At 40.0% G+C, this 25,192-nt stretch carries 23 protein-coding genes; 10 read left to right on the top strand and 13 right to left on the bottom strand.

Annotation, left to right across the window (positions count from 1 at the left end; translation table 11 throughout):
• The first annotated feature begins 544 nt into the window (after positions 1-544).
• Entirely contained in the window at positions 545-1,714 is a 1,170-nt protein-coding gene (locus M23134_RS19180) for a BamA/TamA family outer membrane protein (RefSeq protein WP_002698890.1), read from the top strand.
• A 296-nt stretch (positions 1,715-2,010) separates the two neighbouring features.
• On the opposite strand, the gene M23134_RS19175 is transcribed toward M23134_RS19180, so the two are convergent.
• The 8 genes from M23134_RS19175 to M23134_RS41240 all read right to left on the bottom strand — a co-directional run bounded on the left by M23134_RS19175 (position 2,011) and on the right by M23134_RS41240 (position 12,746).
• A complete protein-coding gene (locus tag M23134_RS19175; RefSeq protein ID WP_002698888.1) occupies positions 2,011-3,042 on the bottom strand; it encodes a protein kinase domain-containing protein in 1,032 nt (343 codons plus the stop codon).
• A 71-nt stretch (positions 3,043-3,113) separates the two neighbouring features.
• Complete coding sequence (locus tag M23134_RS19170; protein WP_002698886.1) at positions 3,114-4,235, bottom strand: WG repeat-containing protein; 1,122 nt, start codon at positions 4,233-4,235, stop codon at positions 3,114-3,116.
• Positions 4,236-4,267: 32 nt separating this feature from the next.
• Positions 4,268-5,407 carry a WG repeat-containing protein gene (locus tag M23134_RS42630; RefSeq protein WP_316928801.1) on the bottom strand — a complete coding sequence of 380 codons (1,140 nt, stop codon included), beginning with the start codon at positions 5,405-5,407 and terminating at the stop codon, positions 4,268-4,270.
• Positions 5,408-5,710: 303 nt separating this feature from the next.
• A complete protein-coding gene (locus M23134_RS19160) occupies positions 5,711-7,432 on the bottom strand; it encodes a WG repeat-containing protein (protein ID WP_082226596.1) in 1,722 nt (573 codons plus the stop codon).
• Positions 7,433-7,493: 61 nt separating this feature from the next.
• Positions 7,494-8,468: a WG repeat-containing protein gene (locus tag M23134_RS19155; RefSeq protein WP_002698880.1), complete on the bottom strand. Its 975-nt coding sequence runs from the start codon at positions 8,466-8,468 to the stop codon at positions 7,494-7,496.
• A 168-nt stretch (positions 8,469-8,636) separates the two neighbouring features.
• Positions 8,637-10,349 carry a protein kinase domain-containing protein gene (locus M23134_RS19150; protein WP_198145056.1) on the bottom strand — a complete coding sequence of 571 codons (1,713 nt, stop codon included), beginning with the start codon at positions 10,347-10,349 and terminating at the stop codon, positions 8,637-8,639.
• 39 nt (positions 10,350-10,388) lie between these two features.
• Positions 10,389-12,143, bottom strand: coding sequence for a WG repeat-containing protein (locus M23134_RS38495; RefSeq protein ID WP_002698877.1), 1,755 nt, complete (start codon positions 12,141-12,143; stop codon positions 10,389-10,391).
• 450 nt (positions 12,144-12,593) lie between these two features.
• Positions 12,594-12,746, bottom strand: coding sequence for a hypothetical protein (locus M23134_RS41240; protein ID WP_002698876.1), 153 nt, complete (start codon positions 12,744-12,746; stop codon positions 12,594-12,596).
• Between the two features lie 251 nt (positions 12,747-12,997).
• Here M23134_RS41240 and M23134_RS19140 point away from each other — a divergent pair, with 251 nt between their 5' ends.
• Positions 12,998-13,216: a hypothetical protein gene (locus M23134_RS19140; RefSeq protein WP_002698875.1), complete on the top strand. Its 219-nt coding sequence runs from the start codon at positions 12,998-13,000 to the stop codon at positions 13,214-13,216.
• A gap of 78 nt (positions 13,217-13,294) precedes the next feature.
• On the opposite strand, the gene M23134_RS19135 is transcribed toward M23134_RS19140, so the two are convergent.
• The 3 genes from M23134_RS19135 to M23134_RS19125 form a co-directional block, all read right to left on the bottom strand.
• Positions 13,295-14,161: a PP2C family serine/threonine-protein phosphatase gene (locus tag M23134_RS19135; protein WP_002698874.1), complete on the bottom strand. Its 867-nt coding sequence runs from the start codon at positions 14,159-14,161 to the stop codon at positions 13,295-13,297.
• Complete coding sequence (locus tag M23134_RS19130; protein WP_157558550.1) at positions 14,121-15,719, bottom strand: hypothetical protein; 1,599 nt, start codon at positions 15,717-15,719, stop codon at positions 14,121-14,123. The genes M23134_RS19135 and M23134_RS19130 overlap by 41 nt, the downstream gene beginning before the upstream one ends.
• A 407-nt stretch (positions 15,720-16,126) precedes the next feature.
• Positions 16,127-16,801 (bottom strand): vWA domain-containing protein, encoded by a 675-nt coding sequence (locus tag M23134_RS19125; protein WP_002698871.1) that lies wholly within the window; start codon positions 16,799-16,801, stop codon positions 16,127-16,129.
• Between the two features lie 554 nt (positions 16,802-17,355).
• Here M23134_RS19125 and pruA point away from each other — a divergent pair.
• From pruA to M23134_RS19105, 6 genes are all read left to right on the top strand, one after another.
• Positions 17,356-18,993, top strand: a complete 1,638-nt coding sequence (gene pruA / locus M23134_RS19120) for an L-glutamate gamma-semialdehyde dehydrogenase (protein ID WP_002698870.1) — start codon at positions 17,356-17,358, stop codon at positions 18,991-18,993.
• A 491-nt stretch (positions 18,994-19,484) separates the two neighbouring features.
• The gene (locus M23134_RS19115) at positions 19,485-20,306 is read left to right on the top strand and encodes a hypothetical protein (protein WP_002698869.1); all 822 of its coding nucleotides are present in this window, start codon (positions 19,485-19,487) and stop codon (positions 20,304-20,306) included.
• Between the two features lie 194 nt (positions 20,307-20,500).
• Entirely contained in the window at positions 20,501-20,656 is a 156-nt protein-coding gene (locus M23134_RS41235; protein ID WP_002698868.1) for a hypothetical protein, read from the top strand.
• A 63-nt stretch (positions 20,657-20,719) separates the two neighbouring features.
• On the top strand, positions 20,720-20,962 hold the full coding sequence (locus tag M23134_RS19110; protein WP_157558549.1) for a hypothetical protein: 243 nt from the start codon (positions 20,720-20,722) through the stop codon (positions 20,960-20,962).
• A gap of 602 nt (positions 20,963-21,564) precedes the next feature.
• Positions 21,565-21,687 carry a hypothetical protein gene (locus M23134_RS42520; RefSeq protein WP_002698864.1) on the top strand — a complete coding sequence of 41 codons (123 nt, stop codon included), beginning with the start codon at positions 21,565-21,567 and terminating at the stop codon, positions 21,685-21,687.
• A 9-nt stretch (positions 21,688-21,696) separates the two neighbouring features.
• Positions 21,697-22,527: an SAM-dependent methyltransferase gene (locus tag M23134_RS19105; protein ID WP_002698863.1), complete on the top strand. Its 831-nt coding sequence runs from the start codon at positions 21,697-21,699 to the stop codon at positions 22,525-22,527.
• A 453-nt stretch (positions 22,528-22,980) separates the two neighbouring features.
• Here M23134_RS19105 and M23134_RS19100 read toward each other — a convergent pair whose 3' ends face one another.
• The gene (locus M23134_RS19100) at positions 22,981-23,190 is read right to left on the bottom strand and encodes a hypothetical protein (protein ID WP_002698862.1); all 210 of its coding nucleotides are present in this window, start codon (positions 23,188-23,190) and stop codon (positions 22,981-22,983) included.
• Between the two features lie 522 nt (positions 23,191-23,712).
• Between M23134_RS19100 and M23134_RS41230 the strand changes: the two genes are divergently transcribed.
• Complete coding sequence (locus M23134_RS41230) at positions 23,713-23,859, top strand: hypothetical protein (protein WP_157558548.1); 147 nt, start codon at positions 23,713-23,715, stop codon at positions 23,857-23,859.
• Between the two features lie 310 nt (positions 23,860-24,169).
• Here M23134_RS41230 and M23134_RS19095 read toward each other — a convergent pair whose 3' ends face one another.
• On the bottom strand, positions 24,170-24,676 hold the full coding sequence (locus M23134_RS19095) for a hypothetical protein (RefSeq protein ID WP_002698859.1): 507 nt from the start codon (positions 24,674-24,676) through the stop codon (positions 24,170-24,172).
• 198 nt (positions 24,677-24,874) lie between these two features.
• Between M23134_RS19095 and M23134_RS19090 the strand changes: the two genes are divergently transcribed.
• The gene (locus M23134_RS19090; RefSeq protein ID WP_045113883.1) at positions 24,875-25,087 is read left to right on the top strand and encodes a hypothetical protein; all 213 of its coding nucleotides are present in this window, start codon (positions 24,875-24,877) and stop codon (positions 25,085-25,087) included.
• Positions 25,088-25,192: the final 105 nt, after the last annotated feature.

Below are 25,192 nucleotides of genomic sequence, written 5' to 3'. Positions count from 1 at the left end.
TGCTTTCACATAAAAACTTGGCTGACGAAGAATAAGATAAGTACTGATTTAGTAAATGAAGGATGAGCTGCAATATTAATAAAACCGAGCTCTGATATTCATAGAAGTGTCTACCAAAATTACTCCTAAAATTGCTCAAAGTTGTTTTTTTTTGACAGACCTTCCATAATTATCGATGGGCAGGCAATAACTATGGTTTAATACCAAAATACGAAAAACCACCTAAAAGCTGTTATTAAGGGTCAAAAGGCGATTGAATCTACAAAAGTCAAAAGCAGTAGTATGCCAACTACGATAATTAGCCTCATTATAATGACCATAACGAGATAAATTTTCAAAATTATGGCAACCACAAAGCCAAAGTAATGAATAAATGAATCATAAAATTGTGTTGCCACTTATGAATTTCGGGCATTTTATCCAATATTTGCGTGGTGAGTATTTTTATACTCAATGAGTGGAAGTGTTTTTGGGTGTCGTAAACACAAAAATGGCTTCCACTCTTTTTATTTAAAAGGTAATCTAAAACTCCTCAGAGTATTGCATGAAAAGACTTATTTTTTTACCCATATTATCAATTTTATTTTTAAGCTTCACTGTCAGTGCTCAGGAGGAACTTGATAAAGAGGAAGGTACCCTGAAGAAATTTGTTGAGATCTTCACTATACATCCAAACAAGAAAGCTGCAGCGGCAGACTCCAGTTTATATCCTTCCAAGATTATACTGGCACCCATCATCAATTACAGCCCTGAAACAAGCTGGGGTTTTGGTGTTGGCGCTAAGTATTTGTTTAAAATGAGGGGTAGCGGAGATGAGACTAGAACTTCCAATATGCCGCTTTCTGCCATGTATACTTTAGAAAACCAGTTTATTTTATTCTCTGGCTTTGAAATATTTACCAACAGAGAAGAGTGGATGATATATGGTAATTTTATTTACCAGGATTTTCCTCGTTTATATTACGGAATTGGCAGGAATACACCCACAGAGAATGAAGAACATTTTAATTTTAACCAGGTATTGTTTGAACCATTGTTATTGAAACGAATATTCACCAAGCACCTATTCATAGGTGGTGGTATCAGGTATAACAGAGTTTACAACGTGAAACCAAAGGAAAACGGAATACTTGATGAACAGATATTCCCTGGCTCCAGTGGAGCTACCAATATAGGCCTGGAGCTTGCTGCTGTATATGACAGCAGGGATAATATTCTTAATGCTACCAAAGGTTGGTTTATGGAACTAACTCATGGTATTTATGGTAAGTCGCTGGGTGGAGAGCATCGGTTTAATCTTACCAGGCTGGACCTGAAGCATTACATCAAGCCGTTCAAGAATGATGATGTACTGGCATTCCAGTTCAAGGCACATATCAGTCATGGAGATGTACCCTTTAATGAACTGGCACTTTTTGGAAGCCAAGAGATCATGAGAGGATATTATGAAGGCCGATTTATAGAGAGGCACCTGCTGGCGGCACAAGTAGAGTACAGGAAAAAACTAATTGGACGTCTGGGTGGGGTGGTTTTTATTGGTTTTGGAGATGTTGCCAACAGATTCCACGACTTTAGTATCAAGAATCTGAGGTTCTCTGCCGGACTAGGATTGAGGTTCTTATTAGAAAAAAGAGAAAGGCTGAATATACGCCTGGACTGGGGATTTGGCAAAAAGACCAATAATTATTACTTGAATATTGCCGAAGCATTTTAATAGCATCTATCGTTGAAAAACGGAATGGCTATGAGTCTTGCATTTTATTTGATACTCATCACGTTACAAGTTATGCCCATATTTAACCACTGATGAGAAAAGCCACATAGCTGCAATATTCATAAAACCGAGCGCTGATATTTATAGAAGTATTTACCAAAGTTACTCAAAGTTGTTTTTTTGACAGACCTTCCATAATTATCGGTGGGCAGACAGTAACTATGGTGTAACACCAAAAGCCACCCAAAGACGGTTACTGGGGTGGCTTTTGAAATATTTGTCCAAAATGGGGATAATTAATACACTTTTTTTGCTTTCCGGGGTTTGTATTCATTTTGAGAAATATTACGCAACACCTGACACCACTCATAAGCTGAGGGGCGTAGTTCGGGGTTGTAATGTCCTCCGTCAAAGCAACGGATAAACAACCGTTGTAATAGTTTGGGTAACACCTCAAAGTGGATATGAGGCTCAGGAATCACATCGAAATATTGTACTCTGATCCCCTGTGGAAATAACCCAGCTTCTATTTTTTGCTCATTCGACACCATGTTATGGTAAGGATCACGGCAAGTGCCCGTAAACGGGTGTAAGCCAAACATAAGTTTATAAAAAATAACCCCTAAAGAGAAACGGTCCCAGTTTTCGGGAATAAGGTCTGATTTGAAGTTCAATTGCTTGGCTTCTCCAGGGCTATACTCTGGAGTCAATTTCTCCGCATTAAACAACAAGGCACCATTGTCAATAATTTGTACCGAATCCAGGTCAATGATAGATACTCGACCATCTTGAGTAATTCTGATATTTTCGGGCTTTATATCTACAAATACCACATGTTTAGAGCGGTGCACCTGGCTGAAAGCCGCTGCAATATTGAAACACAACATGGCGCGATTGTACAAACCTGCCGAAGTACCCCGGTCAAACTTATTATGCCAACTATCGTCTAGCTTTGAAGAAGGTTTCAAAGAACACAACGAGGTAAGGTCTGCTTCTCCTAAGGCTCTCTTCATTATAAAACCAATAAAATTATTGGCTTCGTCAAACAAAGGCTCTTCAGGGTAAATGACTGAATAACTGTCTTGAAGCTCAGGACGATGCTGAATTAAATAATCTATTTTTCTTGCCCTTCTGTCAGAACGTTCTCGTTCGTGGTAAATCTTGGCCACATGGTTATCATATTGGCTATTATTCAAAATTGCGTGGACACTTCCTTCACCTCCACTTCCTAAGTGAGCGGTTTTTAGCTCAACAGTTTGACCTTGTCTATTGAGCACTTTTGAGGGTAGTTGGTACATAAATTTCCGGGTTAAAAATGGTTTTGCCATAAAGCATCACAAGCACTTTATGCACAAAAATATGATCACTTGATAAAGACGAGAGATAATTGTGAATTGTTTTAGTCACAGTCAGCTACACATCTATTTATATTATCGATAATATAGGTCTTATGGTTACGTGTAACCCTGGCTTTTCCATCTTTAAATACGGTCACTTTCTCATAACTAAACGGAATTACCAACTTACCCGAAGGGTTAATATATCCCCACAAATGGGTAGTGGTATCTTTTACTCCTGCCAAATCATTCCTAAACTCGGTAACATCCCAATAAGCTGGCAAAATCATTCCTTTGCCTTCGGCATTGATATACCCCCACTTTTCTGTGGCGGCTAATTTTACAGGCAACAATCCCTCAGCGTAAGCACCCACCGCCGATACTCCTGTAAGCTCAATACTTTTAAATCTACCTTCAAAATGCAAAATATAGTATTTGTTGTTGTATTGAACAATGGCTATTCTATCGGTTACTTTTTCGGCAAAATCATATTTAAAAGGTGTAAGTTCCTGCCCAGTATTTTTTACGTAGCCATATTTACCCGCTTTTTTTACTACCGCTACTTTTTCGTTAAACCCTCCTACCCAGTCATACTTTGCCGACAACACCTTGCCCGAAGTATCTACCAACTCATACTTGCCATTTTTATACCCCCAGGTCACACCGTCTTCCAAGGGCCCTAATTGGCTGTATTTTTCGCGTAATTTAAACAACTTGCTTTGGTCGCCCGATAGCGAGCTACCCGTAGTTACGTAGTCATCGCCTCCTATTCCCTCGTTTTTGAGGTAATACATGAACATAAAAACCATCCATACTACGCCTACTCCTAAAGCCACCCATACAGTCGTAGACTTTAATATATCGGTTTTAGATACCTCTACTGAAGAGTTGCGGTAGTAGTTATGCGGTGCCTGATGCGTATGCTGCCCTGGTGTATTTTTATATATGGTACGTTTAGGTGGGTTACGATATACTTCTAGCTGATAGTCATAAGCAGCTCGTCTGCTATCGTCTGCAAGTGTATGGTAGGCCTGTTGTATTTCTTTAAACACATCCTCAGCATACAGGTGTGTTCCTCCGTACATGTCGGGGTGGTATTTTTTTGACAACTGACGGTATGCCTTTTTTATTTCATCAAAATTTGCGGTAGGTTTTACACCTAGCCTCTGATAATAGTCTTTCATTTGTATGCATTAGTTCTGCCTGCACCACTTGTTTACTTTTGCGAAAAGCACCCGGCAAGACACTTTCCTTTTTTATTAATGGTTTGATGCACGTTATTGTATGTCACATCAGCTACCCCACTTTGCCCAAAACTGTTCACATCATCGTAAATAAATGGAATGACCACTTCGCCTTTCTTATTGATAAACCCCCACTTATAGTCATAGCCATTGTGCCATTGTACTGCAGCAAGTCCTTCATTAAACAAGTATACTTTGTGATATTTCAGGCTTACTACTTCATTGCCTTGCAGGTCTATAAACCCCCACTTACCATTGAGGTAACACTTTGCCAGTCCGTTTTTAAACTCATCTACATAGTCATAGCTAAGTTTGACTACTTCTTTCCCCTTTCGGTTAATAATACTATATTGATGATTTTGCATGACGAAAGCCCTTCCCTCAGAGAAATCTTCGACAACATCGTATTGAATAGGGGTAATCTCTTTGCCTTTGCTATTGATAAACCCATACTTGTTGTTGCGTTTTACTGGTGCTATCCCCTCCTTGAAATACCCATGCCAATCATACACCGCCTTGATTACTACCTGGCCGGCAGTATCTATTACTCCAAACTTATTGTTATCGAGCACCCAGGATAATCCGTTTCTGAAACCGTCAATATAATCATGGTCTTGAATAAAGTCATATATCAGCATTCGGTCATCTTTCAGATCAGGCAACTTGGCTCTTGCTGCCAACCTTTTTTGCTCGGCTTGATAAATAAATATTATCAACAGACCGATAGCCAAAAAACCACCTAAAAATACAGGAAAAATACCCTTAGCACCTCGTTGCGACTTTACAATTTTCACATTGGAACGCCTGTTACTACGGTATTGCTTACGGCTTTTGGTAGTTTGATAGGGTGATTGGGCTGTAGCAGTATAAGAAGCTTGGTTGGCAACATACTGTTTTGCCAGTTCTACCTGGTAGTCGTAGTATGCTTTTTTGGTAGGGTCAGAAAGCACCTCATAAGCCTCGCTCACCTCTTTAAAAACTTCTTCAGCATATTCATTACCCCCTTGATGCATATCTGGATGGTACTTCTTAGATAGTTTCCTATATGCTTTTTTTATCTCTTCGGTGGTAGCTGTTTTCGAAACCTGAAGCTTTTCATAATAGTTTTTCATAGCAGCTTTATAACCAATGTAAATACTGGTGTAGTTTAACAACAGAACAACGGCATACATCCTGCTTTGCTAATTTGTTACCCAAACAACTCAATTGTTTGCTAATGCATACAAATAAACAAAGACCTAGTGGAGCTTTTTTCTATGTAAAACTACAAAAATAACCTGATCCATTTGACTAAACTCTTACCGCCAGGCTTCTTGAAAAAATAGTTCCGTAGCTTTGGCTACGCAAAGATTTTTTCAATCGCCTGACAATAAGATATTGCACCAAATTTGGATTACTTTATTTTTTCCGTTTTACTATTTAAGGCGTTTGGCTCTGCCCAGTACTTTTCCTAGCCTGTTGATAATATAAGTTTCGCCTTTGATTTTTACCTTAGTAGTGGCACGTCCGGCAAAATCATCTGCCCAATCAAACCATAACTTTATGGCCTCTTTGCCTTGTTGGTTGATAAATCCATACTTCCCTTGACGCTCTACTCTGGCCAAACCTTTGGCAGGGAGGTCAAAATTCCATACACCATCGTAATACAAGGGCACCAACAACTTGCCCTGTTGATTAATCATGGCCATTTTTTGACGTATACTTACCCTAGCAAAACCATAACGAAACGCCCAACCTTCGTCATACACCAAAGGAATCGTCACCTTTCCGTCTGCATTGACATACCCAGTTTTTGTTCTTAATACAATAGAAGCTAATCCTTCGCTAAAGTTACCTATCCAATCGTAGTCATCAGGCAATAAAACTTTACCTTTGCTATCTACCAACCCATACTTTTGGCTTTGCCGATGAAGTACTCTGTGGCTTGAATAAGTTGTTTTTTTGCTTTCTACTGTACTATTTAACGGGGTGACCACCAATGGAGAAACCAAGGTAGTTTGTTTGAACAAATTACTGGCAGATACAAAGCGTACCAACGCCATTAATATCATAAAAGCTGTAATGTTTACTGCAATCAGCTTGGCCACATCACGGTGGGCTTTGCTGGGTTTGGAGGGTACATCCACGGGGTGGGCTTGCGCGGCGCTTGCCAACTTGCCAGCCACTACTATAACTTGTTTTTTTATTTTGGGTTTGCCCAAAACTTTTAACTCTTTTTCAAGGGTTTGTTGCCAGCATAGTGCGTCGGGGCGCTGTGATGGGGTAACACTAAAGCTGGTTTCCAGTAACTGTTGCACAGACGATGGCAATTGACCAAAAGCCTGGTGAGGCTCAGGAATGATGTCAAAATGTTGTGCCTGGTCCCCCAAAGGCAACAAGTTGGCTTGAATTTTTTGTTCATTCGACACCAAATCTTCGTAAGGAGGTAAGCAAGTGCCTGTGTAAGGGTGTAAACCCAGTAATACCTTATAAAAAATCACCCCTAGTGAAAAATGGTCCCAGTGTACTGGTACAATCTCATGTTTAAAGTGAATTTGTTTGACCTCTTGTGGAGCATATTCGGGGGTGATTTTCTCGGTGGCAAACAACAAAGCTTGATCCTGAGTAACTTGAATAGAGTCAACATCTATGACAAACACATCGCCCTGGAGATTTACCTTGATATTTTCGGGCTTCAGGTCAGCAAATACATATTGTCCGGTTTGGTGTAAGCTGGCAACTACCTCGGCCAGGTTTTTACAAATTAATAAACGAAAATATAAATTATAAGGCACTCTGGCGTATTTATTATACCAGGCTTCGGGGGCATTGTGGGGCAGGCTTAAACTACAAAGGGAGGTTAAATGATAAGGGGCATTTACTCTAGGCATCAAAAAGCCCACAAAATCTCCCTCCTCGTTATATAAACATTCTTTAGGTAAAATAACTGCTGAAGAAATATTGCTACTTGCTTGGGCAGTAATCAAGTGCTTGATTTTAGACGCCCGGTGTTTGTGTTGTTCATGACGATGGTACACCTTAGCTACGTAGTTTTTGAAAGCAGTAGGCGCTACTACTTCATATACATTTCCTTCTGCCCCACTACCCAAGGGTTGCCCATTCAGCAACATACATTGTTCTGTTGTGTATAACTTCATATTGTGTCTCTTAACAGAAAGGCAGCGCCATTTTACTTCATCCAACCGCTTCTTTACATACCTATTTTAGTCGCTTTCCTTCTTTATTTATATAATATTTCTTTTTGCCTGTGCGTACTTGTGCCCACCCTTTCTTAAAAGAGCGTACATCATCATAACGGTAAGGAATCATCAGTTTGCCCTGCTCATCAATAAATCCCCACTTACCATTTTTTCTGACAGCGGCCACTCCCTCTTCATAAGCTCTAAAATCATCATATTTATCACCTTGTCGACTAATAAAATGAGGATTTTCATCGCCCAGACTTACCATAGCAAAACCATCAATAAAACTGTTGGCTTGTTTATATTTAAATGGAATGACTACTTTGCCACGCTGGTTTACATACCCCCACTTGCCCCCTTTGCGTACAGCAGCAAGTCCTCCATGAAAGCTTTGGGTATCTTCATACTGTGCAGGGACTACTTCTTGTCCTTTTTTGTTTACAAAGCCGTACCTTGCTACTGTTTTATCGTTGATATTTTTTACCAGCATTACTTTTGCCAGTCCTTCGCTAAACTCCCAGGCATCATCATATTTTTCAGGAATCACCACTTTGCCAGCCTTTTCTATATAGCCTGCTTTATTGTTGTTAAACACCCTTACTACTCCTTCTTTAAATTTTCCTACCCACTCATACTTAGGAGGAATTATCTCTTTGCCGTTTTCATCTACAAAGCCATACTTCCCGTTCTTTTCGGCGCGTGCATAACCTTCGTGAAAATACCCTACCGAAGAATATTGCTTTAGCCTGCGTATCCGTTCTTTTTCTTCTTCGCTCACCTTTTTCTTGGCAACCGTTGGTCGCTTGGTTTCAGGTATGTTTACCTGAGTAATTAAGGCAATCAAAGCCGCCAAAATAAACCCCGTAACCACTACGCTTTTCAATATGTCTTCGTACTTGCCTTTTTGTGGTTCTTGGTCGTCTGCATCGCGGGTAAACTTTATTTTGCGCCCAAAACCGCCCTTACTTTTCTCATCAAATTGCTGAGTCATGATCTTTTTTGAGTTTTAAACAGTTCATATTTTGTCTACTGACTGACAATATAAGAACAATCAACTAAACCTTTAATTATGTTGTTGTATTTATTAGTTATAGTTACTTAGTAATTAATAATGATCAATCAATTGCCAGATTGGTAACAGTTGCTACTGATTTGCTGATCATTTGATAGAATGGTATAGCTTGAGTAACCGCTTAGTCTGTTGTTTCATTTCCTGGCGTGACTTGTACCTAAATGGGGCAAGCTCTACTCCTTCATGATCATACAAGCCAAATTTAGTTCCTTTTTGCAACTCTATCACACCTGTTTTGCTATTATACCATACATTGTCATAAATGATAGGTAATACTCGTTCGCCATTCCGATTAATCAAACCAAACTTATTGCCTTGCCCTACTTTGAGTAGGCGTTTGCCAGTGGGCAGGGTGGTTCCCTCTATGTAGTCATACTCAAACGGTACTACCTGCCGTCCTTGTAAACTGATAAAGCCATATTTTCCTCGTTTCTTTACTTTTGCCGTTCCGTCTGCAAAGTCATAAGCTTCTTCAAACGTTTCGTTGATTGCCCATTTATCCCAGCGATCTACATATATATAACTGTCTTTGCTATATTTTTGCCAAGCAACACCATCGTGAAAGGTACCCATAGTAAGCATCCGTTCTGACGCGGGTGCATCGCTTGAGTTAAACGACAAACTACTATTGGCTATCCCAAATATAATTCCTGCACCTACTAAAATACTTACCATGCCCACCAAGCGTATGTTTTTATTAAGCTTTACCTGTAATGTTTGCCAAGCACTATTTACTACCTGAGGCGATGGAGACGACAAAACGCCAGCTTGCACATTTGAATGAGCACTTGACAATGGTTGCAGCTCCCAGTTTTGTACAGTATGGGTTGATTTAAACTCAAAAGCCTTGGTTTGAGTCAACACTTCCATCCACTCATGCATCGTGGGGCGTTTGTCGGGTTGTTGGTGTCCCTCTTCAAATGCACGTAAAAACAATTGTTGTAGTTTACGTGAAATAAGCTTGAAGTTTTGATGGGGCGTAGGTATTACCTTAAAATGCTTTTTTTGCCTCCCGTGTACAAACAAGCCTTTAGCTATTTTTTGTTCGTTGGTCACATGTTGATCAAAAGGTGGTTGGCAGCTTCCAGTATAGGGGTGCAGTCCAAACAAGATTTTATAAAATACCACTGCCAATGAAAACCTGTCCCAGTGCTGGGGCACATATTCTTTCTTAAAGTCCAGCTGGGCAATTTCGGCTGGACTGTATTCGTGCGTCAGTTTTTGCGCTGCAAACAGCAACTGATTGTTTTCAGCTATTTGAATAGAATCTATGTCTATCAAAGACACAGTGCCATCATAAGTAAGCTTTATATTTTCAGGTTTAATGTCAACAAAGACAAACTTACCAGACTGGTGCAATTGGGCAAATGCCTGGGCAATATTATAACATACTTTTAGCCGATTTCCTACCCCCTGGGCAGTGTAACGATGGTATTTTTTATGCCAACTGGCATTCAGTTTTGCCGATGGTGTAAGACTACACAATGACGTGATGTCCACTTGATCGATGGTTTGTTTCATCAAAAAACCCACAAACTCACCTGCTTGGTTATACAGAGGCTGTTCGGGAAAAATGGCGCTATTGGTCACCTCCAGCTGAGGAGCGTGCTCAATCAGGTACTTGATTTTAGGCTCACGTAAGTCAGTACGTTCTTGTGGGTGGTATATTTTGGCCACAAAGTTACCGTTGAGCCGGGCATTGCGGGTTTTGTATACCACTCCCTCCCCTCCTTGCCCCAATGGAGGGTTTTCAAGCAAAATAGGTATTTGATCAGATGTATATACAGTCAACTTTTTCATAGTGTAACAACGTTGGTCAGGCATTAAATTACCATTGCTTTAGTGCTTAGGCGGAATATAATTGCGTACATGCCCACCTGCTTTATTAATATAATGTTTTTTTAGTTTATCACCTACTAATGCTACGCCTGTTTCGTCAAAGTTATGCGCATAAATATACTTCAGTGAGATGATTTCGTGGCCATTTTCATCAATAAACCCTATCAGGTCTCCCGTTCTGACCACGGCTCTCCCGTAATAAAAGTCGCCAATATAGTCATACTTATGGGTCACTGGCTTGCCATCACGATCGATCAGGAGGTACTTTCTACCCTTAGGGGTAATTATTTCTATTTGTGCTTTGCCATTGAAAAAAAATGCGGCACCATCATATTGTAAAGGAATGACGACCTTGCCTTGCTCATCTATAAATCCATACTTCCCATTTTTTGCTACACAGGCAACTCCTTCTTTAAAATCGTCGGCATAGTCGTATTGCAAAGGAATGACTACTTCATTTTTGCTGTTCAAAAAACCGTACTTACCATAATTGAGCACCAAACGACGCCCTTCAACTATAGGGTGGGCTACCTGATAATCGCCCGGAAAGTACTGCTTGTAATATTCATAATCGGCAGCATACACAGGTGCTTCACCTGCAATGTTTTTGAATATGATACTCAGAAAAAAGAGCAACATGACTGCGGCACTGAAAAAGCCCCACAATGCCACCCTTGATTCTTTGACTGCCTGCACTGGGGTAGTAGCATTGTTTGGCTCAACCTTGGTGAGTACTTGCGGCGCCACACGCACCATACCTGCATACTCGTGGTGGGCTACCTGCCCAAAGGCTTGCTCCCACTCTGTAGCCTGAGGACGTGCATCGGGTTTTTGGTGCCCCTCTTCAAAACAACGATAAAAAAGTGCTCGCAGTTCTTCGGGCATTTTGTTAAAACTTTGATGAGGGTGAGGTATGATAGAAAAATATTCTTTTTGGGCACCATGTGGAAACAACCCCTCAGCTATTTTTTGGGCATTGGTGGTAAGTTCATCATAGGGTGGGTAACAACTGCCCGTGTAGGGGTGTAAACCCAACAATAATTTATAAAAAATAACTCCCAGCGCAAACCTATCCCAGGTTTGGGGAATAAAATCTTGTTTAAAATGAAGGTCTTGATATTCAGGAGGGCAATATTCTGGGGTAAGTTTGTTTGCCGGAAAAAGTACTTCGTTTTTGTTAACCACCTGCACCGAGTCAATATCAATCAATGATACCTCACCCTGAAATGATACGTGGATATTTTCGGGTTTTACATCTACCAACACCAACTCTTCGGTTTGATGAATCTGAGCAAATACCTGGGCTATTTTCTGGCATAACTGGGCAAAATCAGCTACTCCTGCCCCCTCATAACGGTCATACTTTTGATGCCACTGACTGGGCAAACCTGCAAATAATTTTAACGAACAAAGGCTTGATAAGTCGGTATCGCCAGGGGCTTCACGCATCAAAAAACCCACAAAATCGCCTTGCGCATTATACAATGTTTCCTCTGGAAAAATAGCCGAACAATTGGGTGAGAGTTGCGTCTGGAACCTTATGAGGTGGCGAATTTTGGCTTCACGGGTAGGTTTGCCTTGTTGTTGATTGGTCGCTTCTCTTTCTAACTCTTTGGTATGGTATATTTTAGCCACTAGGGGCACTTCATTGTCATCCACCACTACACTGTATACGTTGCCCTCGCCCCCTATGCCTTTTGGGGTAACCTGTAGCAGTACAGGTTTTTGTTTGCTTGTAAAAAACTGTTGATTCATTAGGTTGGGTTTCTTTACTTATGCTGTATTTGGCTATCACTGAGTTATTGATTTTATTGCCATTACAATGTTTTGTTAAAACAGTAAAAACAAGGGGAATGTTACAGGATTGTTGTTAATTATTTAGCCCAGTTACTTACTCTACCTACTATTTTTCAACTTGATTTATGTCCCCACAAATCAAACCACCCACAGACCCAAAGAACAACTTATTTTAGAGTTTCGATCGGTTAAGGCCAACTACTTATACTTGATGGCACTCGTTTAACAATCTGACACTGTCGTAAAAAAAGAATTGACTCTATTATAACATTATATTATGTTAAATATAAATATTTACCCACTAAAACACCACAACCCTGACGTTTGAAAAATGTCAGGGTTGTTGCCATGAACTCAGCAAGAGCTCAATATAATAATAGCACAGCCAGCAAAACGTTCACTTTGCTATTAGCCAGCAAAGTTTTGAACTTCCTCTTGTTCACCACCCACAATATTCTGCACTTCCTCTTGCTCTCCACCTATAATTGTAAATCCACCTTTTAGTGCTTTTTGCTGCTGTTTTGTAATAATAATTGCCTGAAATTTTTCAACTAAATTCATATCGTTTTGTATTTAGGTTAATAAAATATACTACAAAAGTAGCCCTGCAAAATAACATCCTCTACCAATCATTATGCGTTTTTGGAATAAGCTTATGCTATTTTGTTCAAATTACTTAACCAATTATCAATTTATCCTACTATTTTCCCGCTCTCTCTAACCCGTTTTCATACCTTTTCCGTTCCTTTGCAACATATCAAACATTAAATGGCATTTGGGTGTCAACCCAAATATTTTCTCCTAAATTAAATATGCGTAAAATCAAAAAACAAGACTGGGTATTAAACAAAGCTGAAATGGCACAAATAACAGGTGGAAAACATACTTCATCTATTGGAGGATCAACTGAGCCATTGTACATCATCGATGGTGTGCCTACAGATGGCAACCTCTCTGCTTTCACCAATCAAAGCCGTAAGTTAAGCATAAGAACGGGGTCGGGACAGCCAGGAGCTAGTTCTTCAATATAAGCACAACATTGCCTAAAAAAAGCCTTGCTTGATACTGACCAGGCAAGGCTTTTTGTGTGATTTATAATGTAGACCTATTTATGACGTTCCGTTTGGAAAATAAGCTCCAATAATCATTGTTTTATCATCGGGTTCGTTCTTGATCTTTTCGTTACCCTCACGCAAAAACTTGTTCCATTTGCCCTTGATCTCATCATCGGTCATACGGCTTTGCTTCATTTGCACCAAACCATTCACTACCGGATTGAAAAACTTTTGATAAGGGCGGTTAGGATCATAATACTTCTCCTCTTTTTCGTCCCATACGCTGCACTCAAACGAATGCATTTCGAGTCCATCAGACATGAGCGTAAACGCAAATGGTTTTTCATTAATTACCTTGCTTTCTACAAACTTGTCTACCTCTTTGTCTGCCCAAATGTCCGAAGTCAAAAAAATTGTTTCATTGGCATACTCTCCCTTCCAGGGAGTAAACAAAGGTTTCCATTCACCTTCTGAGTTACTATAGCCTCCTCTGCCATCGCCTATGTGAGTACACAAAATGCCCAGTGGCGAAAAAATAGCTACCATAATGGTAGAGGCCAGCTGTCCCAACTCTTTTTTGGTTTGCTCAGCTTCTTTTGCCAGCATATTCCTGAGTTGCTTTAGGTTGGTTTTTGCCAACTTATGCCATTTGGCTTGTTCGGGCAGTTTTTTACTTGTCGTCCACTTATTTTCGGTGACTATTTTTTTAAACAAGCTCATCCCTTCTTTTACTACAAATTGAGATCCTTGATGAGAATAATCTGCCGAGCCAGCACCATCGGCTACAATTGCAATGCCCCATCCATTCTCCATTTCTTCGTACAAGTGGCTGTCCTGACAAGGAATATTATTTTTTACGTGGTTTAGCCCCATGACCGAATCACCTACGACCACCCAGAGTTTTTGTTTTTTTTTTGCCATTCGTATGTAAAAATTTGTCTTTTCCTGTAGTTAACTTCTGTACCGCAATTTTGAGGTAATTACCATATTTGTCTTTCAGTTTCCAAAACTTTCGCCTCAAAATATCAGCAGTACAGCTGACACTCGCCTGAAACAGCACTTTTTTGGGGTAACTATTATCGGTTACTTCCAAAGTGAACGTATCATTTTTTACCAGTGCCAATGTATCTTTTTCGTTTTTATCAAACCGGAGTTTTTTTTGGTAAATGTATCGCCTTGTTTGATAAAGCTTATACCTTTGAATACGCACTGTTAACTGTACAGTACGCGTTTTTAAGGATTTCGTTATCGTGCCTTTTTTACGCATTTTCAAAAATACCGGACGTATTTTTAAGTATTGCATGGGGGGTAATGTAAGAGCGCAGGTTTGCTCCTTATACATTACCCTGCTTGATTGTTGCTGGGGGTATCCAGTATAAAACACGGTGCTTCTAAGTCCAGTTAAAAATGCGCCTACTACCAACTGAACCTCTAACTTATCTGTATATTTTGCCAATGCAGCATAAGGCAAAAAAGAATCTCGCAGCCATACCTTGTTTTGCCAATCCACCAATTGCTTCACCCGAAACCGCTGATGCCCCCATACCCTTTGTAAATTGTTTACTTTTCCCAAAAGTTGCAGTCTCAAAAAGTTATGCCTTAAGTTTTTGGTATAAAATGAAGGTACTTGAAAATTTACTCCAAACGATATACCACTTGCGCTATATTTACGCACAGGCAACAGTGATACATGCCCTTTTAAATCATAGCCATCTTCGCGTCTGTATTTTGTTTTTACCCAAAAACTTGTAAGCAAACACGCCTCTGCTACATGTACCAACTGAAAACCAATATTTGGTTTCCAATAGGGCAACTCGTGGTAAGGAATAAATAAGGCAAGGTTTAAGGTATCAGAAGTAAAGTTAAGCATCAGGTCATTTACTAACTTTCCCTGCGCTATTCTGTAAATTAACAATGGCTGTGGGCGACGTTTTTGCATCAATGCTTTTATATACCCTTTGCCTTGGTTTATGCCTGGTGGCAATAGGTATTTTACTAACACCTTTACTCCTGATACACCCTGAATATTTTCTTTATTATAAGTGGTTACCCATAGCCTTGGTACTCCAGTTTGTGCAGGGGTGAGCAAATGTTGGTGCAGTACCATAGTTATGGTGGTGTATGCGTCTAACCGAATGGTTTGAGTTTGTTGGGTATCCAACGAATCATCGGCAATACTAAAAGTATGGTGCTGTTCTATAAATGGGCTTTGAGAAGAAGAAAAACGGAGATGAATGACGTGTTGAGAGGCAGCATTGAATACTAAGTCTTTGAAATGCCGACTTGTTTGATTACTTAGTTTTTGTTTACCCAAAAGCCCGATACATTGTGTATCATTATATTGTTCAACAAAAATAGTCCATTTATTTTTTGTGGCACTATTTGCCGTTTTTTGCTGCGACTTAGGGTATACTTTTAAAGTACAACGATAGGTATTTTGGGCTTGCACACTTGTCCAATTACCCCATCCTAACATCACTATGTAATAAAAAACATAATGAGTGAAACGGGAAATTTGCACACCTGAAATATAATACAAATGCCTCTGCATATTTTAAACTAAGAAATGGAAGATTTTGTGAGGTGTATGAATACTTGTGCCCGGCAAGCTCGCCAAATACTTTTGTGCGATTTTAGCAAGTTTTTATTTTAACAGATATAAATAAGCTTCCGAAGTTTACCTCCGGAAGCCAATATTTTTATGCTACAGTGCTTAGGAATTGTTCAAAAATAAATTTACACTCTGAGAGGTGATTTTTCGCCTTCATACTTCGTTATTTTTATTGCCCGTAGCGCTGCTATGGGCGCAAAAAATAGCCTCGTCTCAAAACAAAACCTCTACCTCAAGAATGGTAATTTAATTTCTCACCATTCCTTATGAATAATTTAGATAGCAATTTGTCCCCAACCTGATGTATCCGGAAGGTTTACCTTGTCTCCTTCTTTCGATTTAGTGATCACACTCACACTGTTGCTCAACCACTGGAAAAACTCATTAAAGTTTAGGCCTCGTAACATCATTGGGGGAGTACTGCGGTGCGACAACTGTCTCAATACGTCCATGTTGGCATCTTGTACTCCAATTGGGAAAAATAAAAATTCTTTATTGTCAACTCTTATGTCAATATCTTGTGATACACCTTTTACATCCTGATCGGCATCAGGCTCGCCATCTGTAATCATAATTACAAACGGACGGTAATAAGGTTGTCCCGTTTGCTTGTACCAGTTTTTTCGCGTGGTTACTTTTAGTATTGCACGGCGCAAACCATCTACCAGTGCAGTAGAACCTCCAGCTTTGAGTGTGGGCATTTCAAAGTTATGAATCAATGAAGGTTCTTGAATACAAGCCACCCGCCCTGAAAATGTGATAATGCATATTTCAAGTCGTTGAGAGGCTATTTCATCGTTCATCACTTGTTGTTTAAATCGTTGCAGCCCTTCGTTTAGTTGTTGGATGGGATTACCTATCATTGATCCAGATACATCCAATACAAGTATACACAAACATTTCTGCTCAAAATTTTCCGGAGTTTCGGCTAAAAAATCGTTAGCTGCCATATTATATATTTTAAGATTTTACCAGTTTATCTAATAAGTTGGGTGTTTTGTATGCCTTCTTGACAAACAAAACAAGGGGGTAGTTTAAAAATTTTTGATTGTTTGGTGACAACACCTAAATAATTAGCTGTTTTTTAAAAAAGTCAGTCGTTTATTTTGGCATTGTGAACCTACGAAGAAACTAAGCTTCATTATAATACTCTTACCGTCTTTATGATGTTTTAGTTGCACAGAATTTGGCTTGCTTTTATGTACGATACAATTTTATCCAAAAATCTGTTTTTTTTCTCATAAAGGTTGCGCCTTACAATTTATAAGATCATTTTCGTATCTCAAAATCTGACCTATTGAATTCGCCGTACAGGTTTGGTTCTATAATTTTATTGGGCTTGAGAGGTGTATATGTAAGCTTGATCCCTGTTAAACCAAATAATATTTTACAATACTAACTTGATACAGATAAAATAAGTTGCATTTTCTTCAATTTTAAAATCAATGGCTTTACTTCAGAAGGTCTTTATTTGTATTATTTTAACATTTATTTAAATAATAGTATGTCAAAAGGATTTTTCAGTATACCCTATCCAACCAACGAGCCAGTACTGTCTTATGCTCCCGGTTCACCCGAAAAAGCAGCAATCAAGGCTGCCATTGCAGAATTGCGCTCTCAAGAAGTTGACGTACCTATGTACATTGGCAACGAGTTGGTTCGTACCGATGTCAAAAAGAAGCTATCTCCTCCTCATGATCACCAACACGTATTGGGGCACTTTAACTATGGAGACCGTAGCCATGCAGAGAAGGCTGTTCAAGCGGCTTTGGACGCAAAGGCAAATTGGGAAAACTTAGCCTGGGAACATCGTGCGGCTATTTTTTTAAAAGCAGCTGATTTGATTGCAGGTCCTTACCGTGCCAAGATCAATGCAGCTACTATGCTTGGACAGTCAAAGAATGCTTACCAGGCAGAAATAGATGCTGCTTGTGAGTTTATAGACTTCCTTAGGTTTAATGTACATTATATGGGCGAGATTTACAATCAACAGCCTATAGTGCCAGGTAGTCCTAACACCTGGAACCGTACTGAGCAACGTCCGCTGGAAGGGTTTATATTTGCCATTACTCCGTTTAACTTTACGGCAATTGCCGGCAACCTGCCAGCAGCTCCGGCTATGATGGGTAACACCGTAGTGTGGAAACCTTCTGAAACTCAAATTTACGCTGCCAATGTAATTATGGAAGTGTTTAGAGAAGCTGGTTTGCCTGACGGAGTGATCAACCTTATTTATGTAGACGGACCTGAAGCAGGTGATGTGGTATTTAACCACGCCGATTTTGCCGGACTACACTTTACCGGAAGTACGGGGGTTTTCCAACACTTGTGGAAAACAATTGGTGAAAATATAGCCAAATACAAAGCTTACCCCCGCATTGTGGGCGAAACAGGAGGTAAAGATTTTGTGGTAGCTCACAAATCGGCAAACGCCCAAGAGGTAGCTACTGGTTTGGTAAGAGGTGCTTTTGAGTTTCAAGGACAAAAGTGTTCGGCAGCATCACGCGCCTACATTCCTGCCAATATCTGGGAGGATGTAAAAAAATACATGCAAGCTGACCTTGCCGAGATAAAAATGGGGGGTACTGAGGACTTCACCAACTTTATCAACGCTGTGATAGATGAAAAAGCTTTTGATAAAATTGCGGGCTATATAGACCAAGCCAAACAAGATGCGGGAGTAGAGTTGATTGCAGGAGGTAACCACGACAAGTCTACGGGTTATTTTATTGAGCCTACTGTGTTGAGAGCCGATGACCCTAAATACCGTACCATGTGCGAAGAAATTTTTGGCCCTGTATTGACTATTCATGTGTATGACCCTGAGAAGTTTGAAGAAACGCTCAAGTTGGTAGACGAAACTTCACCTTATGCCCTGACTGGCGCTATCTTCTCTAAAGACCGTTATGCGGCAGAGCTTGCTACCAAACGCTTGCACCAAGCGGCAGGTAACTTCTACATTAACGACAAGCCCACAGGTGCAGTAGTAGGGCAACAACCTTTTGGGGGTGGACGTGCCTCTGGTACCAATGACAAAGCCGGAGCAATGGTTAACCTGTTGCGCTGGGTGTCGCCTCGTACTGTAAAAGAAAACTTATTGCCTCCTACAGACTACAAATACCCTTTCTTACAAGAGTCTTAGTATGTCCAATGTGCGGCAATTGAGGATTTCAAGTAACAGCAAGTAAGAGTAACTTGCTCATCATAAGGTAGTTACACCTACTCATTAGGTATGTTTAATGCTGCCTTGGTACTTATAATAACCCTCATTAACAATTCTAACACTGGTCATTGATTTGATCAGTGTTTTTTTATTTAACTCTCTCTACATTTATTTAATGTTTAAGGTACTGGTTTGTTTGCTAATTACTCACCCTCAAGGTGCCAAGCCTTTTATTGAGTGCCTGTGTTTAATCAAGGACTTCGTTTTGAAATTGTTATAGTTTTTTTTAAGAAAAAATAAGGGATTCTTTGGGTAACAGAGTCTCTAATTTAACTTTGGTACCCTTATCTGGTGATTGTAAAGAAATGTTTTTCAGGAAAGGTGTTGATGAGCAAATTGATCACAAAATATTGAATTGATTTTCCTGCTTGATACGTTACAAATCTATAAGGATATAAATATATCGACTCATGATAAAAAAAACTATACTTCTATTTATTTCGCTTTTAGTAGCTGGGACTCAACTGGATGCTCAAGCACAAAAAATTGGGAAAATAAAAGACAAGTCAGAAAAAAGCGGTAACCGAAGCAATCGTTCCAGCTCGGGTAGCAGTGGAGGAGGTTGTGGAGATGCTGGGACGGGTTGTGCCGGAGATGCACTAGGTAGTATGTGTAGTAGTATTGGTTCTACGGTTTGTTCTTCTTTTATCAACGAAATATTGGCTAACTCGTTTGCTCGGCGAAACGCTGAAACTGGTGGTACTTATGTGCCTATCAGCTTTGAAATTGGAGGAGACGCTACTTTTGTTCCCAGTACAGAAAGCCTTTATCGCCCCAGGGCCCGATTTAGGGTAGGCTTTTTATCGTTTGACTATAGGTATACTTACCTTACCGAAACTGTGCTAGGCAACCGCACCAGCTTTCCTACCCACGAAATACAGCTGCTACAAATCAACCCTATCATGGATCCAGCCTACGATTTTCGGATTGGCTGGGGACTCTACCACGAACAAGACTCAAACAGTCCCAACCCTACTTTTAGCGAACTTACAGCTGGCTTTGATGCTTTTCCGACAAGGATGAAGTTAGGAACGGAGTTTCGTTATGTCATTGCCCGTAACTCTACAGTGGGCTCGCCTCGTTGGGAGGTCAACGCGCAGGTTAAGTATGCCTTGGTAGACAACCCAAACACCAAAATTTATTTCGGTTTTAGCGGCTCTTATGCCGAGTATTATACCGTAAGCATTTGGGGCATTGGGCTAGGGCTTAGCTTTAAGTTTGGGAGCCTTTAAAATGGCAGGAAGTGTTCATTGATCTGTGTTAAAAAAATCAACGCTGACTATCAGCGGGGTAAAAACTCTCCCCACATTTTTCTGAGTGCTTCCCTTATTTTTGTTTATGATTTTTCTATTTGCAAGGCCCCTCACCTCTCCTTTCTTTGATTTGCCTGGGAAAGCAGCCAATGGATTCTTAGGAAGACGAAAAGGTGTTGCGTATTGGACAGCAACTGCTGGCAACACCTCAAACCTTACTTTCCAGAGCTGCCACCAAAGGTTGGATAGCCAACGCTCCGGCTACCCATTACCCTAATGATATTGAAGATTCTATGGCCAATCACTCGGTAAAATTACGCTATTTTTGACTGGACAAGTTTGAACGATTTTTATACCAATTCAGGGGTACCCTATACACAACCCATCGACATTTGGCGACAAAAATGGTGGGCGCTGTTTTTCCTGGGCTACAACTCTACCCTGAGGTACGCCGCTGGTATATAGAAAGCGGAGCAAGCTTCAATTGTATCCCGTTTATGTCTCCAGCCGCCTCTAATGTAAACAATGATCAGTTGCCCTTAAGGTTTTTGTACCCAAGTAACGAGCAAAGCCTGAGTGTTGCCAACTACCAAACTGCGGTGAATAATTTGGGGGCAATGCTCAATTGGGGTTAGTCAAATAACTACTTGCTCAAATGCTGTTATTTTACTCAAAATCTCAGGTCTGTGGAAGGCTTGATATTTTGGTATTTTATGCCTGGCGGCTTTGGTAGGTTCAGTAAGACACAACCCCTCTCTGACAATGACTGACAATCAACTTTAAATATAATTACCTATTTATCAAATAGTTAACTAACATAAATAAAGAGGTTATTTCATGTCTAATTAGTTTGTATAGAAAGTATTTTATAAATTTGTTAGAGCCTTATAAGAAAATCATCAAAACTTGGCAGTAGGCTTTGACAGTTCTCATACTTATTATTATGCTGGCAACAATGTAAAAGCAGCATCTGAGCATGTTGACGAAAGATTAGCGAGGTTTAGGAATGGTGAAAAAATAAGTTACCGATTTCGGGGGAGAGGTTTTCTTCTAAGGCGCGGCACTTTTTGCAGGCGTAGCCATAGCTACGGCTAAAAAAAGTAACAAAGCATTAGGTGGAAAGACTTCCTCTAAACTGAAAAGTTATTTTTTGTCCATTCCTTAGATACAAATTTTCCGATAACTCGGTATTTCATATGAATATGTTCCCCTGCGAAAAGCCTATGCTACCTGCCTAATGAAAAAAGTAGGATTTCAACAGGTAATCACTTACGGCGATTTTACGGAAAAACACAAACACAAAGAGGCAGATTTTTTGATTCACATTGCCGAAAAAACTTATATAGAAGACAATAAATAATTATACATCATGACAGAAAGCAGCAATCTTGTAAAAGCCACTCAAGAATATTATGACAGTCACGAAGCCGATCAGTTTTATTATAAAATATGGGGTGGCGAAGATATTCACGTAGGTATTTACAACCTCAACAATACCTCTATTTTTGCCGCCAGTAAAACCACAGTGGGCACCATGGGGCAAATGCTGGACATCACGCCAAACACTCATATTCTGGACATAGGCTCTGGGTATGGTGGGGCTGCCCGACAACTTGTAAGAAAATATGGATGTAAGGTTACCTGTTTAAATTTAAGCCAGGTAGAAAACGAGCGAAACCGTTCCAAAAATGAAGAGGAAAAATTGTCTCATCTGATTACTGTACAAGAAGGTAATTTTGAGGAGCTGCCTTTCAATGATGCTACATTTGATGTGGTATGGTCAGAAGATGCCATTTTGCATAGTGGTAATAAACCTCAGGTATTTGCCGAAGTACAAAGGGTACTCAAGTCAGGTGGTGAGTTTATTTTTACTGACCCCATGCAAAGCGATGACTGCCCGGAAGGTGTGCTGGATAATGTATTAGCCAGGGTTTACCTAGAGGCGTTGGGTTCAGTAAAACTGTATCGGGCACTTGCCAAAGAAAATAACCTGAAAGAAAAGCAGGTAATAGAAATGCCCGAACAACTCATTACGCATTATACCAAGGTATTGGCAGAACTCAACCGGTCTTATGAGTCTATCATAGAGGCTTCAAATAAAACATACATTGACCAAATGAAAAATAATTTAGAACACTGGATTGAAGCAGGCAAAAATAAACACCTCAACTGGGGAATTCTGCATTTTAGCAAAGTGTAGAGTAGTTACTGAAGTTACGCAGACCTACTTATTTTGATGGTTATATGGCTTTATTGCTCAATGGTTGGGCTACGCATTGCGCAACAATATAGCCATTCAACAATAGAAACAGGTGACCTTCAGAAAACTGCGTAACTTGAGTTAGTGAGTACTCTACCCAGTTTTTAACTTTGTTGAGTTCAGCACAGTAAAACTTTAGCTTCGGTTTTTAAAAATACCATCTTCGCCTCGCCTACGTGTCTTTACAGATTATAGAAACCCAAAGTAAATTGTTTTTTGGGCATCGATATACATCGATCTCTAAGGACTCGTAAACTCGGTTGTGAAGACACAAATCAGGGCGAAAATAGTAGGTAATAAAGTTTTTGATAGGCTTGAGGAATCTCAAGCCTATTTTACATCGATATTGAATCAGCATTGCCCTCCACGCCATGCGTGCCTGTCTGCCGAAAATCAAGCTTTTTTACTTGCTGCCTCATCTGCCTTAAGCACAGTGTGCTGGGCGTGCTGGCGATAGTCAGGGCGTTGCAGCATTTTGTCAAATATGTCTATGGCTTGCTCCAACGCGTCTGTTTTGTGTTGATAGTCTTTGAGGGCACTGTAGCTGCGAATGAGTATCTCAAGAACATAATTTTGATTGAAGAAACGTCCTTCGTCCTTCATCGTTTGGTGGTTCTCAAAAAAGCAACCAGCTCAATGCATTCTTTAGGATATAGAGTTGAACACTTACCCAAGTATAGGTAAAATTGAGCTGAGCGATAACTCCCTACGGGTGACTGCACATATTTGAGGATATTGGGGCTTCACCCAACACTACCATCGTTAGTTTTTGAAAAGGGTTTTATAAACTGGTACTCTACCCTACTATTTTTTCTCCTCAGTTTGTGCCTCTACAACCGAGTTTACGAGTCCTTAGATGCCGATGAATGTCGGTGCTCAGCAAAGCTAAATCGCTCCGTCGCAGCGCCTGGGAAAAGTACTTTTCAAGGTTTCGGTCAGCTCGTGGAGACACCATAGCCGTCAGGTTAGCCTCTTTTTTCCGCCGTCGCTTGTGTCTTCACAAGAGACCAGACTGTCTTTGGGCGCTTTTTTTAGAGACTCAATCGGCGAGTGGAGACACTCGCTGAGGTAGTGGCGGTATTTTTAGGGTGAATTTTCTACACTTGTTTGCTTAACCTGACGGCTATGGTGGAGACACGAGCTGAGGCGATGACCAAACCACACCCAATTATTTTTATTGCTTTTGCCAACCCTAAACACGACCTCAATTTACCTAAAGAACAGCTGAAGATAAAACGTGCCCTGCGTCAGAGTTTTCTTATAAAAAATTAGGCTCTTATTAAGCATCCTGCGGATACATTTTAAGCGTGTATGAAGTTTTTAAAATTTCTAATATACAGACGTATAGTTTAAAGTGATAAATGTAGGGGCAATCCCTTGCTGTAATGCAATGGAAGTTCGCGATTTATCGGAATGGTTGCCCTAGTGAAGAGCAAACATGAGCATACAATAACCCTTCAGCCCAATTCTTTATAAGAGCCTTAATCATTTAGTAGCTTCATCCCTTTTTGCCCGTTACAAAGATGATTAACAACACAATCCTCAAGGCTAAGCGAAAGACCTTTGTACCAGCAATGGACATTTATTTAGCCAGCACAATATCATCAAAACATTCTACTAAACTTTTACAACTTATCAAGAAAACGACTCTATTTTGATGGGGCATATTTACCAGCACTGGGCGCGTTTGAAACCGTTTTAGTATGGCACCCAACAAATACTTTGAGTGAGTGTTGGCAATATTGATGTTTGTGGCAAACTCGGCTCCTTCTTTACTTTCCTTCTCTAGGTAATTGAAGTACTCAATATTTTTGCTTTGCTTTTGTCTAAACTTCTCAGCAGATAATGGCACTTTTTTGATATTTTTTTTATCCTGATAGTATTCCCACAGCATCAAGTAAAATTTCAACATCTCCTCGGCTTCCAATGGTGTAAAGTCTACTTGATCGCCCAACACAAGTGAAATCAAGTAAGGTTGGTATTTATACAACTTGTCCGAGATTTTATGTACATAATCGGGGGTGATATTGTCTATCATTGCTGTGATGCGTTCTACTTCTGCAATATTCGTTGAATCTGTTTTTTCCATGTGGAATAATTGTTTGTTAAATGGTCACAATTTACAAAAACTAAGCTTAAATGAGGTAGTTTTTTTCATACCCCCTTAAAAAACAAGTATAAAAACGAATGCTATTTTGACTAACTTTGGGCGTATTTCAACAATTCAAGAAAACGCTACACAGCCACAATAAACCCGTTATTTTTACAGATTTTGCCAACCTCAACTGTGAGCACAACGGCATACAAAAATGTAAAGGACAGTTTGGCGGCTAAGCTTGCTATTGCCTTTTATGAAAACCTCGCCAAGGGCGATTCCATCAAAGCGGCATTTGAGAGCAGTGCACGCTATGTAAAAGCTACCCAAGACAATGGAGTAATTATTTTCGAAGAATACCAATGGGGATGTGAATATTGGACGGGGTGGAAAAGGTCAGGATAACTCCTGGGTTACATCTACTATTTTAAAAAGTACCCCAGTTGCCGCACTTTCTCAATATTGAGAAAGTGGCAGGACAAAGTATTGGGCAGGTCACAGTTTTTTTAT

The organism is Microscilla marina ATCC 23134 (assembly GCF_000169175.1).
In the GTDB taxonomy this organism is placed as follows: domain Bacteria; phylum Bacteroidota; class Bacteroidia; order Cytophagales; family Microscillaceae; genus Microscilla; species Microscilla marina.
This window is presented reverse-complemented; position numbering and strand designations above follow the sequence as displayed.

Excerpts from the sequence above, each read along its gene's own strand:
- M23134_RS19180 (WP_002698890.1), top strand. The coding sequence starts at position 545 with ATGAAAAGACTTATTTTTTTACCCATATTATCAATTTTATTTTTAAGC.
- M23134_RS19175 (WP_002698888.1), bottom strand. The coding sequence starts at position 3,042 with ATGGCAAAACCATTTTTAACCCGGAAATTTATGTACCAACTACCCTCA.
- M23134_RS19170 (WP_002698886.1), bottom strand. The coding sequence starts at position 4,235 with ATGAAAGACTATTATCAGAGGCTAGGTGTAAAACCTACCGCAAATTTT.
- M23134_RS42630 (WP_316928801.1), bottom strand. The coding sequence starts at position 5,407 with ATGAAAAACTATTATGAAAAGCTTCAGGTTTCGAAAACAGCTACCACC.
- M23134_RS19160 (WP_082226596.1), bottom strand. The coding sequence starts at position 7,432 with ATGAAGTTATACACAACAGAACAATGTATGTTGCTGAATGGGCAACCC.
- M23134_RS19155 (WP_002698880.1), bottom strand. The coding sequence starts at position 8,468 with ATGACTCAGCAATTTGATGAGAAAAGTAAGGGCGGTTTTGGGCGCAAA.
- M23134_RS19150 (WP_198145056.1), bottom strand. The coding sequence starts at position 10,349 with ATGAAAAAGTTGACTGTATATACATCTGATCAAATACCTATTTTGCTT.
- M23134_RS38495 (WP_002698877.1), bottom strand. The coding sequence starts at position 12,143 with ATGAATCAACAGTTTTTTACAAGCAAACAAAAACCTGTACTGCTACAG.
- M23134_RS41240 (WP_002698876.1), bottom strand. The coding sequence starts at position 12,746 with ATGAATTTAGTTGAAAAATTTCAGGCAATTATTATTACAAAACAGCAG.
- M23134_RS19140 (WP_002698875.1), top strand. The coding sequence starts at position 12,998 with ATGCGTAAAATCAAAAAACAAGACTGGGTATTAAACAAAGCTGAAATG.
- M23134_RS19135 (WP_002698874.1), bottom strand. The coding sequence starts at position 14,161 with ATGGCAAAAAAAAAACAAAAACTCTGGGTGGTCGTAGGTGATTCGGTC.
- M23134_RS19125 (WP_002698871.1), bottom strand. The coding sequence starts at position 16,801 with ATGGCAGCTAACGATTTTTTAGCCGAAACTCCGGAAAATTTTGAGCAG.
- pruA (WP_002698870.1), top strand. The coding sequence starts at position 17,356 with ATGTCAAAAGGATTTTTCAGTATACCCTATCCAACCAACGAGCCAGTA.
- M23134_RS19115 (WP_002698869.1), top strand. The coding sequence starts at position 19,485 with ATGATAAAAAAAACTATACTTCTATTTATTTCGCTTTTAGTAGCTGGG.
- M23134_RS42520 (WP_002698864.1), top strand. The coding sequence starts at position 21,565 with ATGAAAAAAGTAGGATTTCAACAGGTAATCACTTACGGCGATTTTACG.
- M23134_RS19105 (WP_002698863.1), top strand. The coding sequence starts at position 21,697 with ATGACAGAAAGCAGCAATCTTGTAAAAGCCACTCAAGAATATTATGAC.
- M23134_RS19100 (WP_002698862.1), bottom strand. The coding sequence starts at position 23,190 with ATGAAGGACGAAGGACGTTTCTTCAATCAAAATTATGTTCTTGAGATA.
- M23134_RS41230 (WP_157558548.1), top strand. The coding sequence starts at position 23,713 with ATGGTGGAGACACGAGCTGAGGCGATGACCAAACCACACCCAATTATT.
- M23134_RS19095 (WP_002698859.1), bottom strand. The coding sequence starts at position 24,676 with ATGGAAAAAACAGATTCAACGAATATTGCAGAAGTAGAACGCATCACA.